This is a genomic window from Acinetobacter sp. I-MWF (assembly GCF_025433935.1).
GTDB lineage: Bacteria > Pseudomonadota > Gammaproteobacteria > Pseudomonadales > Moraxellaceae > Acinetobacter > Acinetobacter guillouiae.
This window is the reverse complement of record NZ_JAMBAR010000001.1, coordinates 815474-834963: the sequence shown is the minus strand read 5'-3', so window position 1 is coordinate 834963 and position 19490 is coordinate 815474. Positions and strand designations below refer to the sequence as shown.

17 protein-coding genes and 1 pseudogene are annotated in these 19490 nt (G+C 37.2%); 5 read left to right on the top strand and 13 right to left on the bottom strand.

Annotated features, from left to right (window positions below; translation table 11 throughout):
* Nucleotides 1–5: 5 nt before the first annotated feature.
* The 3 genes from nuoC to M2R48_RS04010 form a co-directional block, all read right to left on the bottom strand.
* Complete coding sequence (nuoC, locus tag M2R48_RS04020) at nucleotides 6–1793, bottom strand: NADH-quinone oxidoreductase subunit C/D (protein WP_004722840.1); 1788 nt, start codon at nucleotides 1791–1793, stop codon at nucleotides 6–8.
* Between the two features lie 86 nt (nucleotides 1794–1879).
* Complete coding sequence (locus M2R48_RS04015) at nucleotides 1880–2557, bottom strand: NuoB/complex I 20 kDa subunit family protein (protein WP_004722842.1); 678 nt, start codon at nucleotides 2555–2557, stop codon at nucleotides 1880–1882.
* Between the two features lie 7 nt (nucleotides 2558–2564).
* The gene (locus M2R48_RS04010) at nucleotides 2565–3113 is read right to left on the bottom strand and encodes an NADH-quinone oxidoreductase subunit A (protein ID WP_004722844.1); all 549 of its coding nucleotides are present in this window, start codon (nucleotides 3111–3113) and stop codon (nucleotides 2565–2567) included.
* 896 nt (nucleotides 3114–4009) lie between these two features.
* Between M2R48_RS04010 and M2R48_RS04005 the strand changes: the two genes are divergently transcribed.
* Nucleotides 4010–4360 (top strand): hypothetical protein, encoded by a 351-nt coding sequence (locus tag M2R48_RS04005; RefSeq protein WP_004722847.1) that lies wholly within the window; start codon nucleotides 4010–4012, stop codon nucleotides 4358–4360.
* A gap of 102 nt (nucleotides 4361–4462) precedes the next feature.
* On the opposite strand, the gene M2R48_RS04000 is transcribed toward M2R48_RS04005, so the two are convergent.
* The 6 genes from M2R48_RS04000 to bfmR all read right to left on the bottom strand — a co-directional run bounded on the left by M2R48_RS04000 (nucleotide 4463) and on the right by bfmR (nucleotide 8929).
* Nucleotides 4463–4633, bottom strand: a complete 171-nt coding sequence (locus tag M2R48_RS04000) for a hypothetical protein (protein ID WP_262085171.1) — start codon at nucleotides 4631–4633, stop codon at nucleotides 4463–4465.
* Nucleotides 4634–4686: 53 nt separating this feature from the next.
* Nucleotides 4687–5016: a hypothetical protein gene (locus M2R48_RS03995; RefSeq protein WP_262085170.1), complete on the bottom strand. Its 330-nt coding sequence runs from the start codon at nucleotides 5014–5016 to the stop codon at nucleotides 4687–4689.
* Nucleotides 5017–5139: 123 nt separating this feature from the next.
* Nucleotides 5140–5514 (bottom strand): hypothetical protein, encoded by a 375-nt coding sequence (locus M2R48_RS03990; RefSeq protein ID WP_262085169.1) that lies wholly within the window; start codon nucleotides 5512–5514, stop codon nucleotides 5140–5142.
* A gap of 121 nt (nucleotides 5515–5635) precedes the next feature.
* The gene (locus M2R48_RS03985) at nucleotides 5636–6130 is read right to left on the bottom strand and encodes an ankyrin repeat domain-containing protein (RefSeq protein ID WP_035370867.1); all 495 of its coding nucleotides are present in this window, start codon (nucleotides 6128–6130) and stop codon (nucleotides 5636–5638) included.
* A gap of 392 nt (nucleotides 6131–6522) precedes the next feature.
* On the bottom strand, nucleotides 6523–8151 hold the full coding sequence (bfmS, locus tag M2R48_RS03980) for a sensor histidine kinase BfmS (protein WP_004722852.1): 1629 nt from the start codon (nucleotides 8149–8151) through the stop codon (nucleotides 6523–6525).
* 64 nt (nucleotides 8152–8215) lie between these two features.
* Nucleotides 8216–8929 carry a response regulator transcription factor BfmR gene (gene bfmR, locus M2R48_RS03975; RefSeq protein WP_004722855.1) on the bottom strand — a complete coding sequence of 238 codons (714 nt, stop codon included), beginning with the start codon at nucleotides 8927–8929 and terminating at the stop codon, nucleotides 8216–8218.
* Nucleotides 8930–9484: 555 nt separating this feature from the next.
* Here bfmR and M2R48_RS03970 point away from each other — a divergent pair.
* From M2R48_RS03970 to M2R48_RS03960, 3 genes are all read left to right on the top strand, one after another.
* Complete coding sequence (locus tag M2R48_RS03970; protein ID WP_081407422.1) at nucleotides 9485–12355, top strand: ribonucleoside-diphosphate reductase subunit alpha; 2871 nt, start codon at nucleotides 9485–9487, stop codon at nucleotides 12353–12355.
* 98 nt (nucleotides 12356–12453) lie between these two features.
* Entirely contained in the window at nucleotides 12454–12585 is a 132-nt protein-coding gene (locus M2R48_RS03965; protein ID WP_004722859.1) for a preprotein translocase subunit YajC, read from the top strand.
* Nucleotides 12586–12726: 141 nt separating this feature from the next.
* Nucleotides 12727–14010, top strand: a complete 1284-nt coding sequence (locus tag M2R48_RS03960) for a ribonucleotide-diphosphate reductase subunit beta (RefSeq protein WP_004722861.1) — start codon at nucleotides 12727–12729, stop codon at nucleotides 14008–14010.
* Between the two features lie 95 nt (nucleotides 14011–14105).
* Here M2R48_RS03960 and M2R48_RS03955 read toward each other — a convergent pair whose 3' ends face one another.
* The 4 genes from M2R48_RS03955 to M2R48_RS03940 are packed head-to-tail and all read right to left on the bottom strand — an operon-like array spanning nucleotide 14106 to nucleotide 19002.
* Nucleotides 14106–15059, bottom strand: coding sequence for a hypothetical protein (locus M2R48_RS03955; RefSeq protein WP_262085168.1), 954 nt, complete (start codon nucleotides 15057–15059; stop codon nucleotides 14106–14108).
* Nucleotides 15052–16881, bottom strand: a complete 1830-nt coding sequence (locus tag M2R48_RS03950; RefSeq protein ID WP_262085167.1) for a hypothetical protein — start codon at nucleotides 16879–16881, stop codon at nucleotides 15052–15054. The genes M2R48_RS03955 and M2R48_RS03950 overlap by 8 nt, the downstream gene beginning before the upstream one ends.
* Nucleotides 16874–17941, bottom strand: coding sequence for a hypothetical protein (locus M2R48_RS03945; RefSeq protein WP_262085166.1), 1068 nt, complete (start codon nucleotides 17939–17941; stop codon nucleotides 16874–16876). Before M2R48_RS03945 ends, M2R48_RS03950 begins: the two co-directional genes overlap by 8 nt.
* Entirely contained in the window at nucleotides 17941–19002 is a 1062-nt protein-coding gene (locus M2R48_RS03940; protein ID WP_262087440.1) for a DNA cytosine methyltransferase, read from the bottom strand. Before M2R48_RS03940 ends, M2R48_RS03945 begins: the two co-directional genes overlap by 1 nt.
* Nucleotides 19003–19291: 289 nt before the next feature.
* Between M2R48_RS03940 and M2R48_RS21605 the strand changes: the two are divergent.
* Nucleotides 19292–19437 (top strand): annotated as a pseudogene (locus M2R48_RS21605) (DNA-binding protein); the annotation flags it as partial.
* Between the last annotated feature and the right edge of the window lie 53 nt (nucleotides 19438–19490).

Genomic DNA, 19490 nt, shown 5'->3' with positions numbered 1-19490 from the left:
ACCCCTTAGCGATCCACGTCAGCCATAACGACGTCAATTGTCGCTAAATAAATGATCAAGTCAGATACAAGACTGCCGTTAATCACGGAAGGAATTTGCTGCAAGTGGGTGAAAGTAGGCGTACGAATACGGGTACGGTAACTCATGGTTGACTTATCTGAAGTCAAGTAATAGTTAGACGCACCTTTCACCACTTCTGCCATTACAGAGGCTTCACCAGCTGGCATTACAGGACCCCATGACACGCTCAAGAAGTGCGTAATCAAAGTTTCAATATCTTGTAAAGTCTTATCTTTTGGTGGTGGAACTGCCAATGGATGATCCGCTTTATAAGGACCAGAAGGCATATTATCCAAACACTGTTTGACGATTTTTAACGACTCTTCGATTTCGCGATAGTGAACCATTACACGCGCGTAAGCATCGCCTTCATACTCTAACGGCACTTCAAAGTCGTAATTTTCATAACCACTGTATGGACGATATTTACGAACATCAAAATCAATACCTGTCGCGCGTAAACCTGTACCTGTTACACCCCAAGCCAATGCTGATTTAGCATCGTATTGCGCAACATTACGGGTACGACCCACAAATACTGAGTTTTTCAGTGCAGCAGTATGATATTCCTTCAAACGTTTTGGCATCCATTCGAGAATTTCACGAATCAGTTTTTGCCAGTTGTTTGGAAGGTCATGTGCTGTCCCGCCGATACGGAACCATGCTGGGTGCATACGGAAACCTGTGATCGCTTCAATTGCGTCATAGATTTTTTGACGATCCGCAAACATATAGAATACGGGTGTCATACCACCGGCATCCTGAATCGCAGTACCGATATACAACAAGTGGTTATTGATACGGAATAATTCAGACATCATGACACGGATACATTGTGCACGATCAGGAACGGTAATCCCTGCAAGTTGCTCCACACCCATGACATAAGGCATGTTTTGCGCACAACCACCTAAGTAGTCAACACGGTCTGTATATGGAATAAATGAATGCCAAGTTTGACGTTCAGCCATCTTTTCCACACCACGGTGGTGATAGCCAATATCAGGCACACAATCTTTCACTTCTTCGCCATCAAGCTGCAAAATTACACGGAATGCACCATGCGCAGATGGATGGTTAGGCCCTAAGTTCAAGAACATAAAGTCTTCATCGGCGTTACCGCGTGTTAGACCCCAATCTTCTGGAACGAAACGAAGATGTTCTTGTTCGAAATCTTGTTTAGCCTTGTCTTGCATGTACGGTGTATATTCAGTCGCACGTGCAGAATATTCTTTACGTAGTGGATGACCTTCCCAATAGGTTGGCAACAAGATACGACGAAGCATTGGATGCCCTTCGAAATTGATCCCAAACATATCGTAAGCTTCACGCTCGTACCAATTGGCATTTGGCCAAATATTGGTCGCTGTTGGAACGTTAATATCGTTCTCACTCAACGCCACTTTGATACGAATATCACTATTACGTTCTAATGAAAGTAAGTGATAGAACACTGTGAAATCAGATGCAGGTAAACCATCACGGTTGTTACGCAAACGTTCATCGACCGCAGATAAGTCAAACAGCATCACATAAGGACGTGGTACTGTACGCAAGTACATTAGAACTTCTTGTACACGTGCGCGCTCAACCCAGACCGTCGGAAAATCTTCAAACGTCGGTTGCACGTAAAAGTTCTCGCCAAATTTGGCTTTGAGATCTTCTACAATTGCAAATGCTGGGCGGGAATCAACTGGAGTCGATTCTGGCATAGCAATTTCAGTTTCAGCCATTGGCTTGGCTTCCTATTTAATACAAATTCTGTCAAATTCCCTGATGACCATATCCATCAGATATGTCAAATACTCATCAGAAAAAATTACTCAATTTCATCCATAGAGCGTAAGTTTTTCACTGCAATACGTTCAGCGTTCTTACGGTCGCGTTCTGGCATCATCTTTGGCTTATACACTGGCTGAAGATCATCACCGATTACCGCAGAGAGCGGACGACGTTCTAATTGAATTTGGTCTTGCAATAACATCAAGGCTTGAATCAATGCTTCTGGACGTGGTGGGCAACCTGGAACGTACACGTCAACAGGAATGATTTTATCCACACCTTGTACAACAGAATAGATGTCGTACATACCACCAGAGTTTGCACAAGCACCCATTGAAATCACCCATTTAGGCTCAAGCATTTGTTCATACAAACGTTGAATTACAGGTGCCATTTTAACAAAGCAAGTCCCTGCAACGATCATCAAATCTGCCTGACGTGGCGAAGCACGAATAACCTCGGCACCAAAGCGCGACAAGTCATGCACACCGGTTAACGTGGTTGCATATTCAACGTAGCAGCAAGATGTACCAAAGTTAAAAGGCCATATTGAGTTTTTACGGCCCCAGTTTACAGCTGTGTGTACCACATCCTCTAAGCGAGTCATGAACACATTTTTATTCACTTCTTCTTCAAGTGGATCTGTCACAATTTGACGATCTTGAAGCGGATATTGTTCAGCTTCTGGATTCGCACGGGTTAAAGTATATTTCATTCCCGAGTTACTCCTTGTTCAGAGACATGGTCGGTGTTTTATCTTTCACACGACCAGAAGATTGAGCTGGAATAGTTCCAGTAGGATCCATCACCAACTCTTCAATTGAATTGAAGCGAGTAATTTCTGCAAGGTCCATATTTGGTGAACCAATTTTAGGTTTAATCCCTGCGATTTTACGTTTATCTGAAGGTGACCAGTTCAATGCACCTGTGGATAATTCATAAATCAAACCAACGAGTAAAACTAAAATAAATACAGCTGCAGCTGAAAACCCAACCCAACCTACTTCACGTACAGATGTCGCCCATGCATATAAATAAAGGGCTTCCAAATCGAATACAACAAAGAAGATTGCAACAAGGTAGAACTTCGCAGACAAGCGGATACGTGCACCACCAGCACTAACCACACCTGATTCAAATTGCTCTTGCTTCGCACGTCCCCATGATTTACCCCCAAGGAGCAAAGGAACGGTGAGCATAAAGACACATAAAAATGTCACGCCGATCACGAAGGCAATGATTGCCCAATCGTATGGAGTAATGGCACTCATGCGGGGATAACTCCTGGCAGGCCTATTATTTAACAAAGAATGTATGTATTGGCCTTGCAAATACACCAAACACAAAATAAATCTGGTCAATTGTACCCGATTGATGTCATCTGTTGCTAGTTAATAGCTCTAAGTCTTTCGGATGATTTTTTAGACAAAAGCTATAATTTTTCCTGATTCACAGCGATACAGCGCTGACTTATCGTTTTATCAAATTTCTATTCCTATTCTTATTAGTTTTTCCGAAGTTTATTTTTTAATCATGAATTAAAAATGACAAATCAGTAGCTTAATCTGATTCAGTCCAAATAAAAGCTTCGATTTATCCATGCTTTTCTGCGATTTAATTGGCTAATTTCTACAAATATAAGGATTTACCATCTAAAATATTTTGTTACATTCTATGTGGTAAAATAGTCACATTAGATCAATCAAGTGATAAAAATTATCTTATTGTGATAATTTTTAAATATTACAAAGTTATTTATAATTTTTTATACTTTACTATTATCAAAACCAACTTGTTTCAGTGAAATAACCCGCTTTAAACCATCCAGCGCCAAATGTTCAATGCCTACTTTTGACCTACCTTGTACCCTCTTATGATTTTCTGATTTAAATTTTCGAAATAGTCCGCACCGTCAATCATGTCATTTTTCGCACATACCACAGCCAAGCTCACCTAAACTGGCCCAAACTAAAGCCGTTTGAAAGATGAGTAACTTATCGCCACTTAAATCAGCAAATTGTATATTTAACACCCAATTGCAGTAAAAGGTGTTCGTTGTCGTAAACTTAGACGAATTGTCTACAGAGCCTATACACATTGAACTACTTTTATGTATATGCTATTCAATATGAACAACTTTAAATCAATAATTTAGGGGTAAAACAAGATGGAATTCAGCAGCAAGCCAAACTATTTTTTATTTGCACAATTACTGATTCGTCATATTGAAAATTACGTCAAAAAACACGCTGATGCACAAAATGCAATTTTTGATCTAAGAGATGTTTATGAGCTTTTCCGCCAAGATCTTGCCGCAACCACGACAAATCTAGAAGGGATTTTAAATATCGCAGATGAATATCGTATTGATACCATTCAAGGTGACCAAAAAATCATTAGCAGTTATAAAATTGACGCTGAACAAAATAGCTTATTGATTGACTTTAATCATGATGCATTACAAGCATTGCGAGACAGCAAGCCAATCATTGCTCCTGATGCGACGCTTCAACAATAAGACCCACACTGAGCAACACCCAGACATAAAAAACCACCGAAAATTTTCGGTGGTTTTTTTATTTGAAACCAAGCCTTCAGTCCACAATCGCATTGTTCTTATTCATCCAGTATTCCACACTACACGAAACCCAACAGGATCGCTGTCCCATGGTGTCGTGCTCGAAGCTGATGACTTGAACCCAGTATCCCGTACTAGGTTGATGGTATGGATCAGTTTACTGACTACAGTATCGACCAACACTGCCAATGGCCTTTGAAAACGAAGACGCAAAAATAAACCCTGATCATTCGTAGTGACTTCAAAACCTTCTAAAAAACTCAATTTTATATAAGATCATTAATACCTGTGATAATGTCTGCAATTAAATCAATGCTGATGGTTAATACGATATCCCAAGATTCACAATCCTCCCCGATCAAAATATAAATCTCGCCATCATCTCCTTTTTTCCAATGAACTGGGCTGTTGGCAGATTCTCCTGCCTGTATATAAGCAACAGAATCTGTTTTTATTTTTTTCAATTCTTCCACTTGGTCAATTGAAATATAAATATTAATTTCAATAAATTGGTTGGCAATTTTTATTATAAATGCAGGATGCCCATTTCCATTAAATGCATGATCAATAGTAATATCAAAATTAGCGTTCACCATTCAAATTTCCTTAATGGATATGATTAACATCAATGCTCAAGCTATTCAGTTTGGTCTGCGTAATTATGCTTAGAAAGGTCAACAATAGAGTACGTTTTGATGTTCCGATAGATATCGTTATTTTTACATAACGCGAATATCATACAAATGTAATAGTTTACCTGCATTTATTGGCGCACAAAAAACAGCATATAAATCTGATTCAAAATCATCAAACCATAATTGGACCTCAATTATATGTTTATTAACACGATCTCCTTTGAGGGAAAAAACCTCTGTATCCTCCAGTACATCGTCAGGGATTTGTGTCATTTTCACAAATCCACTTAAATGCGCAAATTCATTTACAGCAACTCTATATTCATTTGCCGTTGATGGATAGGCCAGTTTATTTTTTACCAATTCCTCATAGTCATCAGAAATCATAAGCGTCAATATTTTTATCATTGATTCTTTATATATTGGAAATGCTCTTAGAAAAATATTTTCATTTGTCATTTTCTGATCCCAACTTCTCGCATTGTCGTGGATGGAGTAATTCCAATCTTCTAAAAATATAGATCAAAAGGCATCATCATTAAGCACTTTGTTTCTATGTATAAGACTTGAGACTGCCAATTCATATTTTAATCAAGCTTTTTATTAGATCAAGATCAATGTCTTTTGGAGAAACTCCTGAGTTATTTTGTAAATATGGATCTGCTCCATTATCTATAAGAATCTTTGCTAATTCTAAATTCTCTGTTGCATTTTGGGCAAGCAACCTTAGAAGCGGAGTTGCTCCAGTATTATTTTTCTCGTTTACAGAAGCTCCAGATTGGATGAGGAGTTCTATATTTTTCTTGCATTTGTACTCGCAACTAAAATGCAGTGCTGTCCAGTCGGCACTATCTTTTTGATTAATATTGGCCCCGTTTTTTATAAGCCATTTCAGAAAATTATTATTCTCATCACTCATGGAAGCTCGCATCAATGGAGTGGTCAAATAATTTCTCCTAGGATCGACAGAATTTACGCTTACCAGACCTGATGATATCAATTTTTTCATTGCCTCAAAATCATCCAAAATAAAGGCATCCAACATTTTTGAGTGAATTTTTGTATTGTTTTTCATAGCAATTCGTATTTGTCGCTCATGTTAAGTGAGTGTCTTCTATTTAATAGAAGCTAGTGTTATCCATGTGATCATTAAATTAGGCTTGACTCAAAAAGTGCGAACTGGGATTTGAAAAAAAAAGCTATTTTATCAATCAATGGTGTTTCTATATATGCTGAATTTTTTATCCATCCATTTTAGCCAAGTCATTCACTGATCAATCTAATCCGATGTGCAGTAATAGCCTAATTTCATTAGACTATTATACTCCATTTACAGAGTCTCTTTCGGGCTTGATATCTCCAATCTCAGCCTTTGTTGTCAATTTGAGTTTGTGTGATGGCTGCCTGACTAAGCCTATATCCTTTATATAAAAAATGAGAGAGGTTAATTACGCACTTTACATTTTCTTAAGCTTTTTTCTTTTTAAAACGCTCTACAGGCCAAGACATGGTAAATCTTGCACCACCCAAATCTGAGCTTTGATCGACTTCAATCGTCCCGCCAAACCAATACGCAATACGACTAACAATTGAAAGCCCTAAACCATAACCACCCGAAGCACGGGTACGGCTATCATCTAAACGTGCAAATGCCTCAAACACACGTTTACGGTCTTCTTCTGGAATTCCGGGGCCATCATCTTCCACACAGACATAGGCCATGTTGGTCTGGTGATTGACGCCACCACTAATATTGACCTGATGATCGCAGTAACGTATCGCATTTCCCACCAAGTTTTGCACAACTCGATGTAAATAACGACGTTCTGCATCCACAATCACATCAGATGAAAGTGGATTGAGATGGATAATCTTTTGGGTTTTTAATGCTTCAGTTTCTACCGCAACTTGCTTTAATACATCAATCAATACAATTTTTTCAAAATCTAATGAAGGTGTACCTTGCTCTAATTTCGCATAAGTCATGATTTCATCAATCAGCGTATTTAACGCTTCGATGTCTTTATCAATCATCTCGACCTGTTGCAAACGATATTCATGGTCATCTTCATCTGCCAGCATTTCCATACCAAAACGGATTCGCGCCACAGGTGTACGTAACTCATGTGATACCGCACGCATTAACTCACGCTGTGCTTCAATCAAACGCTGTATATGGTCAGACATACTGTTATAACTGGTGGCTAGACTGGCCATTTCGTCATAACCCTCAACAGGTACACGTTGCGACATATCCCCTGTTCTCATCACATCCAAGGCTTCATTCACCTGTTTCAACTTACGTTGCATCGGCACAATCAAGCCATATACCCCCAAACAGAGTAAGAACATACTCAGCAATGTAATTCCGGCCGCCAATTTGACTGGCATCCAGTTAAACATTGGAACGGGGCCAAGCACCAACACATCTGTAGGTGAGTTTGGTAAGGGTGAAACAATCGAAATGGTGGTACCACGTACAGTTGCACTGTCACGCCATAAAATCACACTTTGATCTGACCTTAAACGACCAATTTGCTCGGAATCAAGATTGAGCTGAGAAATTTTTTCCACACCAACATGATAAGAGAAATGTTGTTGAATTTTCTTAAGATATTCTTGTTCTTGACCGGGATAATAGACCAAATAATCCAGAATAAATACCGGAAGCGCCTTCATTTGGCGTTCGCCAATTTGATCGACTTTGATATATAAATAGTGTTTAGGGTCATTTCTGATCCCTATCACCAGATAGGCAATCCCTTGTTCTGCATCATAACGCACCACCGCTTTTTGACTTTCTATACGTTTTTCTTCAGTACGAGATAAGTCAACTTTGCGTGCTTCGAGATAATAAATGGGAAGTTCTAATAGATCAGACGCATCTGAAATCCAATCTAGGCGCTGCTGTTCAGTTTGCTGACGTGCCACACCTTCACTGATCACAAATGAAATTCCATCTGTGAGAGACTCACGATATTCCTGCGCACGTTGATAATTAATTATTTGGACAAGTAAATATCCAAACAAGGCAACCAACACAACAAGAATGACTAATCCTGCATAGATGCGCAAAAATATACTGTGTTTAGACACGCAAACTAACCTTCTTTATGCCTGTCCTGTGATGGACAAGCATCTTAGATGACTGACCCATCGTTTATAGACCAGTCTCTTTAACAAACAAATAACCTTTACTACGTACAGTTTTAATACGTTTCGGATTTTCAGGATCATCACCAATTTTTGGACGAATACGTGAAATACGTACATCAATCGAACGGTCTTGACCGTCATATTCAATACCACGGAGACGTTCAAAGATGTCTTCACGCGATAAGATACGGCCTGCATTCGATGCCAATAACCAGAGTAGATCATATTCAGCACTGGTGAAGTCAACCAACTCACCATTCAGTGTCACTGAACGACCGCCATTGTCGATCACAAGATCGTCAAATTCAATACGTTGTGCAACTTCATCTTCAGGCGCTTTGTCTGTACGACGTAATAATGCACGAATACGCGCAAGCAATACACGTGGTTGAACAGGTTTAGCAACATAGTCGTCTGCACCCATTTCTAGACCAAGAACTTGGTCCATATCTTCAGTACGTGCAGTCAACATCAAAATCGGTTGATGATAATGTGGACGAACTTCACGACAAACGGTTAAACCATCTGCACCCGGCAACATCACATCCAACACAACCAAGTCTGGTTGTTCAGCAATGATGCGGCGAATCGCACGGTTACCATCTGGCTCTACCCCAACTTCCAATCCATTGCGAATTAAGTATTCCTGAGTTAAGCGAGCTAGGCGCTCGTCATCTTCAACAATCAGAATCTTTGGTAACTTTTCTTCTTGGCTCATCTATTTGCCCCTATATTTGATTTTGGAGTCTGCTACAAATCTCGCAGATTCAACACACTATGTTTTGCAATATACACACGTTTACAATGTAAACAAGACCTCATTCACCAAACTGATACATGAGCGTATCAATTTGTTATATTTTTATTAACTATTGAATTGTAGGCAGTTTTATAAAATCAATACACATCATTTTTAAATTTCTTCAAGACAATCAATAGCTGGACTAATTTTTATACAAAATATTTCATTGTTCATATTCTGTCTCATCAGTTTATCGTTTTTTGAGTTATCCACACACTTATCTATAAGCACTCTGCGGAGTATTTGCTATGCTATGTGCTTGTCTCATAAGGCATATAACAAAAATGACGCTTTGAGGTAAAAAGATGCAAATAAAAATTTACTTTCCAGGGATAAAATATTCTTGAAATGTCAATATTGATCTACCCTTAAAATTACCGTATCTTGTGTTCTAAATTAAATTAAACCACTAAGTATTGTGTTTAGTCCTCAAACATCGTGACAACAAATTTTGCAGTTTGTCCGATTCAAATGGTCCATAAACATAACAATGATGACAATGGAGCTACGCTGACAATGAACGCCATTACAACCCCTGGTCAACTACAAGTGATTAAACGCACTGGTGATGTTGCCGCTTTTGATGCAGATAAAATCTCTGTAGCAATTGGTAAAGCTTTTTTGGCTGTAGAAGGTCAACAAAGTGCAGATTCAAGCCGTATTCATGATCGCATCACTCAGCTCACAGAGATGGTGATGAATACTTTTAATCGTCGTTTACCTTCTGGCGGAACAATTCACATTGAAGAAATTCAAGACCAAGTTGAATTGGCGCTTATGCGTACAGGCGAACAAAAAGTTGCACGTGCATATGTAATCTATCGTGAACAACGTTCTGATGCACGTAAACAAACTGGTGCTCATCATCACCCAACCTTACAAATCACAGATGCGAACGGTCAGCTTCAGCCTCTAGATTTGGGCAAACTTCAAGCCACGATTGAAAAAGCAAGTGAAGGCTTAGAAGGCATCAATGTTCAAGCCATTGTCGATGAAACAGTTAAAAACTTATATAACGGTGTAAAACAGTCAGACATCTCAACCACGATGATGATGGCAACACGTACCCGTATCGAACAAGAACCAAACTATACTTATGTAACTGCACGTTTATTACGTGATGACTTGGTTGCGACAGGTTTAAAATTCTTAGGTTTAGCTACAGATACTATTGAAGGCGATGCACTCGAAACTTACTTAAATAAAGGTATCGAGCTTGAGCTTCTCTCTCCTGAGCTTTTAAACTTTGACCTTGCGAAATTGGCAGCAGCGATCAAACCAGAACGCTCAAACCAATTTACCTATTTAGGTTTACAGACTTTATTTGACCGTTACTTCATTCATTCAAATGATGTACGTTTCGAACTTCCGCAATTGTTCTTTATGCGTGTTTCAATGGGACTTGCATTGAATGAAGAACAGCGTGAAGACCGTGCAATCGAATTCTATGACTTATTGTCTAGCTTCGATTATATGGCGTCTACACCGACACTGTTTAACTCAGGTACGTTACGCCCACAATTGTCGAGCTGTTACTTAACCACCATTCAAGATGATCTATACGACATCTATGGTGCGATGCGTGACAATGCCCTTCTTTCTAAATGGGCAGGTGGTTTAGGCAATGACTGGACACCAGTACGTGCCTTGAACTCATATATCAAAGGTACCAATGGTAAGTCACAAGGTGTTGTACCTTTCCTTAAAGTTGCCAACGATACTGCGGTTGCAGTAAACCAAGGTGGTAAACGTAAAGGTGCAGTATGTGCATACCTTGAAACTTGGCACTTGGACATTGAAGAATTCCTAGAGCTTCGTAAAAACACTGGTGATGACCGTCGTCGTACCCATGATATGAACACGGCTAACTGGGTTCCAGATTTGTTTATGCAACGTGTAATTGAAGATGCTGAGTGGACATTGTTCACGCCATCTGAAACACCTGATCTGCATGATTTAACTGGCGGTGAATTTGCTGAGCGCTATGCTTACTACGAAGGCATTGCAAAAGAAAACAACATGCTGCATAAGAAAATCCGTGCGAAAGACTTATGGCGCAAAATGTTATCAATGTTGTTTGAAACAGGTCATCCTTGGATCACATTCAAAGACGTATGTAACTTACGTTCACCACAACAACACGTAGGTGTAGTGCATTCATCTAACTTATGTACTGAAATCACTTTAAATACCAATAAAGATGAAATCGCAGTATGTAACTTAGGTTCAATCAACCTTGTACAACACGTTCAAGGTGGCGCATTAGACCGTGAAAAATTAGCGCGTACAGTTAAAACTGCTGTTCGTATGCTCGACAACGTAATTGACATCAACTACTACGCAGTTGAACAAGCACGTAATTCAAATATGAAACACCGCCCTGTCGGTATGGGTATCATGGGCTTCCAAGATGCTTTATATGAATTGGGTATGGGTTATGGTTCTGATGCAGCGGTAGATTTTGCTGATGAATCAATGGAAGTGATCAGCTACTACGCGATTCAAACATCAAGCGACCTTGCTGTTGAACGTGGTGTGTATTCAACATTCAAAGGTTCATTGTGGGATCAAGGTATCTTGCCAATCGACTCTTTAGATATCGTTGCAAAATCACGTCCAGAGCGTATGTTTGAAGTTGACCGTACTCAACGTTTGGACTGGGATACATTACGTACTAAAGTTCAAAAAGACGGTATGCGTAACTCAAATGTGATGGCGATTGCACCTACAGCAACCATTTCAAACATTTGTGGCGTTTCACAGTCTATCGAACCGACATTCCAAAACCTTTATGTAAAATCTAACCTTTCTGGTGAATTTACAGTGATCAACCCGTACTTGGTACGTGCGTTAAAAGATCGTGGTCTTTGGGACTCTGTGATGGTTAACGACTTGAAACACTTCGAGGGTTCAGTACAAAAAATTGCACGTATCCCTGAAGAGTTAAAAGCAATTTTTGCGACAGCATTTGAAGTCGATACACGTTGGATCGTAGATGCTGCATCACGTCGTCAAAAATGGATCGACCAAGCACAGTCATTGAACCTTTATATCGCTGGTGCAAATGGTAAGAAACTAGACATCACTTATAAGATGGCTTGGTTACGTGGTCTTAAAACCACTTATTACCTCCGTGCATTAGGTGCAACCTCTGCGGAAAAATCAACCATTAACACGGGTGCTTTAAACGCAGTAAAAGCAACAACTGTTGCTGCACCAGTGGCTGCGGTTGCTCAAGAAACTAAACCTGAAGCGCCTGCTGAAGAAGATGGTTTCGCTCAAGCAGCACCAGTACCACAAGCATGTTCAATCGACAATCCAGATTGTGAAGCTTGTCAGTAAGTAATCCTCCCCAATCCTCAAGGGGAATAAAGTCCCCCCTTTAAAAAAAGGGGGATTTAGGGGGATTCAAAAAATCTGAAATTATAAAAGGCGAAGAAATGTTCCATTTAAGTCATAACTATGAGTTAGGCGTAATCGTGCTGATCTTAGCCTTTTTAGTTTTTTACGTGCCTGCGGTCTATGCATTCTTTGCCATCCGTAAGCAGCAAAAGCGTAAGCAAAATAAGTAGTGTGGATATCTGTTCTTTCGAACAAGAACAAAACAACTATCGGCAAAACTTAATTTTGCTTGCACAGAATAAGCGTATAGTAGTGACATCTTCCATTGTGAGATGTCGAACATAGATATTAACAACGAAGAGAGAACAACGATGTCTATCCTAAGTTGGGACGATTTTGAAGATGATGAACAGAAACAAGCTGCACAAGCTCACCAGCCTGCGCCCGTCGAACAGAAAAAAACGACTGATTCGCAAGTGGTATCTGATACAAAGCAGTCATCGCAGAATGTGGCAACTACACAATCCGCTGGAACCTATACAGCAAGATCAACAAATCCAACCGATTCGTTGGCAAGAGCATCTCACGCCTTAGAAAAGTTAGATGTTGCACCTGGCTTAGAAGAGCTTGAAATGGGTGCGCAACGTGTACAAGTTGATGATAAAGCCATGATCAACTGTCGCGCTGACTTAAACCAACTTGTACCGTTCAAATACGAGTGGGCTTGGCAAAAGTATCTAGACGGGTGTGCAAACCACTGGATGCCGCAAGAAGTCAACATGAACCACGATATCGCACTTTGGAAGTCTGAAAATGGCTTAACTGAAGATGAGCGTACCATCGTGATGCGTTCATTAGGTTTCTTCTCTACTGCGGATTCTTTGGTTGCAAACAACTTGGTGTTGGCGATTTACCGTCACATTACCAATCCTGAATGCCGTCAATATATCTTGCGTCAAGCATTTGAAGAAGCGATTCACACGCATGCTTACCAATACTGTATCGAATCTTTAGGTATGGATGAAGGTGAAGTCTTCAACATGTACCGTGAAGTTCCGTCAGTTGCTCGTAAAGCGGCTTGGGGCTTGAAATATACTCAGTCTTTATGTGATCCAACCTTCCAAACAGGTACACCTGAAAACGATCAAATCTTATTGCGTAACTTGATTGCATTCTATTGCGTACTTGAAGGGATCTTCTTCTACTGTGGTTTCAGTCAGATCTTGTCTATGGGCCGTCGTAACAAGATGAATGGTGTTGCTGAGCAATTCCAGTACATCTTACGTGATGAGTCTATGCACTTGAACTTTGGTATCGACATGATTAACCAAATCAAGATCGAAAATCCAAACTTGTGGACTGCTGAATTCCAAGAAGAAATCATTCAGATGATTCTTGAAGGTACTATGCTTGAAATCGAATATGCGCGTGACACAATGCCACGTGGTGTATTGGGTATGAATGCAGCGATGATGGAAGAGTATTTGAAATTCATCTGTAACCGTCGTTTGGCACAGTTAGGTTTACCTGAGCAGTTTGCTGGTGTAAATAACCCATTCCAGTGGATGTCTGAAATGATGGACTTGCGTAAAGAGAAGAACTTCTTTGAAACGCGTGTAACTGATTATCAAACTGGTGGTGCGTTGAGCTGGTAAGTTTAATACCCGACTCAGTAAAGAAAACCGCCTTTTTATGGCGGTTTTTTACTGGCGTGATAGGTATAAATTCAAAAATATCTTATATAATTATTTTATATTATTTTAAAAAAAGAAATACAATCGTTACTAATAGCATAATTTTCATAGTTATATTCTTCTGCATCAGCATAACAAATTTGCAAATCTTGATTTTTCAACGCAGCAAGAGCAACACCCAATGTAGATATCTTATTGTTTAGAGGTGCGATAATAATATTATACTCCTCTCGATCATCTAAACTATTTATATAATTTAATAATTGATCCCGAGTTAAACCTGGATCTAAACAAGAAAAATCAATATTTTCAATATTTTCAATATCTAATCCTGAGGAAAATATCAAATTCTCGATTTCCTTTTTCGTTTTACTATTTATATCAAATATCTCATCTGAAATGGATTGCTCACGCTGCCCAATACCTAAAGTTAACTTAGCTGGTTCATAAGATTTAATTACAGATTCAGCTCTTTCCAATTCAAAACCAAGTAATACTATTAAATGCAATTTTTTAGAAGGGTACATTAAACCTGAAAACCCTAAAATAGAGCGTATCTGGTTGACTCCTTTACTAAGCCATTCTCCATATTGGTTCGCTTGAGTATATAAAAAATTGGTGTTTTTCAATAGATCTAATTCATTCAATAAACCAACTATTACAACTAGAATCTCATGTGAAAGAGAAGTAATATCAAAAAAAATTTCTTTATCAATTAAATCCAGTTTAGAAAACTGATCTGATAAATCATCAACTATATCGATTACATTTTTACTGTTATCACCAATTAGTAGTGCTTTTGCACCTGCTAATTTTGAAAATTTAGATTCATGCTCTAAATTTTTTGATTTTGAATGTAAATTTTGTATGCCAATGATCGTACTAAATTGAGAGATAATAATATTTTGCAATATTGTTAAACAACGTTTATCAAAACCTATACCTTGTATAAATATACCTTGATTAGTTTTCAATCTAGTATGCAACTCATGTAATGGTATTTTATTCAAAATTTTCACCTTCAAAAAAAGAAATTTGACCATTTTCTTCTAGCGCATCTATACCTACCTTTCTAAGTCTGGAAGTATATGTTTTAGGATTAACACATAACTCCAATAACTTATTTGCAGATAAGGACTTATCACCCGAAAACCCTATGGGATCTAAATTAAAAGCTGCTGCTAATCTTCTAGTTAAAACATACTTAACTTCAGTACCTAAACCATCCCTAGAACCACGTACATCTGTATAGAAATATCCATGTTCTACACCTAACTTTAGAATGGGTTTTAAGCTAGTCGAGTCCCCACTTATGGTAAAAGAAAATAATCTTCTTTGCGATGCATTAGCATCCATGATATGAGCTTTAAATATTTCTCCCAACCCCCAAATCAAATTTTGAAGTTTTTTTACTTTCACTAAGTGATCTTCATTGTCTGTCAATGAATGATTATCACTAGCAATTTCATCCATACTATCAAAAGCTAATTTTTTAGCCTCTTTTCTAATAACTTCATCTTGAATAGACGGCTCGATAAAACTAACAAGATTATTATCACCGTTTTTTTCAATCTGCTCGGCAAACATATAAGCAGCTGGCTCTAGGAAAAATCTTATGATTCCAGAAGATATATGTACAAGTTGTTCAAATCCAGAATAACTATATCTATGCCCCTGTTTGGAGTTACCAGATAATTGCCTTATATATTCAGGTCGAGCATATCTATAAACATCATCATTTGCTCTAAAACCTCGTCCCTCAGTATTCCATTCAGCCTTTAATTTCTCTCCGATTTCTCTAACACCTTTTTCTTGCTTTTCATCAACAGGGAAAAACTCCTCAGCACTTATACCTTTTAAACCATACAAATCAAGTCTCTTTTCAACTATTCTTTTTATTAACTCAGGATAACGAACTTTTTTAGAGCCTGTAAGTATTGATGTAAATTGAATTTTTGAAAAATCATGAGGTGATTGAATAGATATACCAGATACTGTTGTATAAGTTTTATAATTTAATTGAGTAGATATTTTTAGAGAAATATAATCAGTTGACCTATAAGAAACCCATGTATTTAAAATTTGTGTTTGTTGAAGAGTTAAATTATCTGCATCATCTATTAGGAAATATATTTTCTCATTTGGCAATATATTATAGTTTCTTAATAATTTAATTAACGGAAGTAAAGTATCTTGAAAACCAAATAAAACACCGGTATAAGGAATATCATCTTTTACAAAAGCCCTCCTTTTTATATATTGCATAGTCTTAGCATAGATACGATCTAAAACACTAATAGACTCATTGTAAATTTCTTGTGCAGGTAAATTACAATTAACTTTTATCTCTCCTTCCCATCCTGACATAAGTAATATTTGATTAAAATCTTTGTTTATAAAATTAATTAAGTTTTCTTTTTGATTGTCTTCTGAATTTATTTGAGAGGTAAAGCTTCTCAAGCTTAAAAATAACTCAGAAATAAAGATTAAACTAAGTAGATGTTCAGAAATAACTATTCCACCCAATTCATTTTCAATTCTTACGTATTCAGGATTATTGATATTTGTTTTTTTAATGGAAATATAAATTGAAAAATAAGGAATATTATCTATTCCATTATGAATAATTGCCTGACAATCAGGGCACATCATTCGTAACATCATACTTTTCCCACTACCTCGATGACCATCAAGGAATTGATGACCACTATTTTGTAATGTCTCAAACTCTGGATAGGGAACAAATAACCTCACAATTTCCTGAGCCGATAAATTTTCTGGAGTTGAAACTGAAAATGGGTTTTTCTCAATTTCTGATATTTTCTTATTCATCTTTAATTAATAACTCCTGAGAAATAGTTTGGCCATTAAATTTTTCTCGATAAGATTTTAATATTTCCTCTTCATCTGGATAACCTTGTTCTGTTAGCTCAATAGGATTTAAAGATTTAATAATATCAAAATGCTCATCTACTATTACGATTTTCGCCCTAATACCTTCAATATATACAACATCCTTCATAAAACGATTACAATATTTTCTTTCTCTGTCCATTTTTTCTAATCTATCGAAAATTATATCCAATAAATATACTTTTATTATTTCTTCTTCTTTACAATCTTTCCCTTCAGTATCTTTAAAAAAATTATATTTATAAAAATTTAAAGTTTCAGTCGCTAGTTTTTGTGGAATCATAAACTCAAGATTCACCCATTTTCCATCAAAACTATTTGCAGTAATTGTCCCTGCATACGCATGATAGATTTTACTTTGTTCTGGTATAGCAGCTAAATCTGTAGATCGACTACTATTTTCACATACTTCATCAGCAAAGCGAACCAAAGCAGCAAGTAAACGAGGCCTAATAGTAATAGTGCCTATAGAATTTTTTTCGTCCAATGCTCCTATAGTATCCTTATCTCCTACTGCACTTCTGCCACCATGAGCTTGAGCAATACTGGCAATTTTCTTCTTTTCAACATCATTATTACCTCCAGCATTACAGGTTCTTAGTACATGAAAACATTTTTTTTCATGTTCTTCCCTTCCAAAAATATTACCAGCATCATGTACTCTTATTGCAACTAATAATGCATATATTTCATAAGGTTGTAATTTGAGATTTTCAGGAGTATTGCTTTTAAATACAAGCTCGCCAGCATATCGAACAACTTCATCAAAATGTTCAGAATTATGTGCTGTATAGAAACTATGATCAGGGGAGTTTGAAGATAATCCAGCATCGATTTTTGGGTAATAATTCAATTTTAGTTGATTTACAAGTTCGTTATATTGAGTGAAGTAATTCCCTGGCATTCTTGGAAAAGAATCACTCTTATTAGTTGCTAGTTCTTGTAACTCTTTTTCTAAAGGTAATAAGATATTCGACATTATTGATACTCAGATTTCATCACTTGTTCAAAGATTGCTTTTGCTAATAGTGGGGGGACTGCATTACCCACCTGTTGCTGTTGAGACCCGATAGTTCCACTAAATATAAAACTATCTGGAAATGACTGTAATCTTGCAGCCTCTCTAACAGACAATCCCCGATCAAACCAAGGATGAATTAACATATTTTTTCTAAAGTTCCCAATTACGACAGATGGTTCTGAATCTTTAAGTCTTCTATAAATACCAGTATGACATCGAGAAACATCTTTATAATTGCCCATCAATTTTTTTGGAATATTTTCCCAATTTCCACCTTGAGGAATAAATTTATAACGTTCAATTATATGTTGTGCATTTCTAGTTACTAAATTATTAAAACAGATTTCACTATTTCCTCTCATCAATTGTGCATAAGATGAAATAGCTACATCTGAATACCTTTGCTCACAAATTGTATTTCCATTAAATAAAATTGGTAAATCAGCTAATGCCTCTGCCACTGTTATTATTTGGGATTGGGGTTCTGGAATTTTTATTTCTTTTTTTTGTAAAGATGCGACTAAAAAAAGTCTATTCCTAATCTGAGGAACACCAAAATTTGCAGAGTTAAGTACGAAATGCTGAACTCCGTAACCTAAACTTTCAAAACCTTGAATAATAGAATTTAAAAAAAGCCCTTTTTCAGTTTCTAAAATACCTTTCACATTTTCAAATATTACCCACTCAGGCATTAAGGCCTTAACTAACCGTAAGTACTCTAAAAAAAGCCAATTTTTACTATTATCGCTATTTCTATTTCTTTGATTAGACGTCGAGAATCCTTGACATGGAGGACCACCAAAAATAATTAGAGGCTCATTCCTTAAAATCAAATCTGAAAAATATTTATGATCTACATCCCCTATATCAGCTCTTAGAACATCAACTTCTGGATGATTATTTTTAAATGTTGTTGCTGTCTCTAGATCAATCTCTACAGCATATTTGACTTTCACACCACACTGCATAGCGCCTAGGGACATTCCACCAGCACCTGAAAATAGGTCAAGGCCAATCATCATATAAATAAAGTAAACTAAATAGCATAAATTTTATCATGTAAAATTCTTAAAATATATAAAGACTTACTATTATTTTACTCCATTAATAAATTCAATACATTATATAAAATACTAAAAAACAATAAGTTAAAAAACAAATCAAACTTAATACTCTATCAACTTGTATATAAATAAACGTTTATAGACATACATCTATGTAAAACATTTTTTATGAGAACGCTAGATTAATTAAAAAAACATTATAAATCAAATTATTACATATTAATAAATAAACTAGAGAAAATATTTTTCTCCAAAGCAAGTATATCAAGTTCTTAATGCCAAGCATAAGCCCACCCGTAGCAAAAGCCATCAAATATCAGTCAAACTTGGTCTAAAGGATGGAATTATAGAACCTGATTTACTTTCGAAAAAATTAAGGAGACGCTGTGACAAGAATTTAATAAAGCACATATAAGAACGGACCACGAAGGATCCACTAGCTC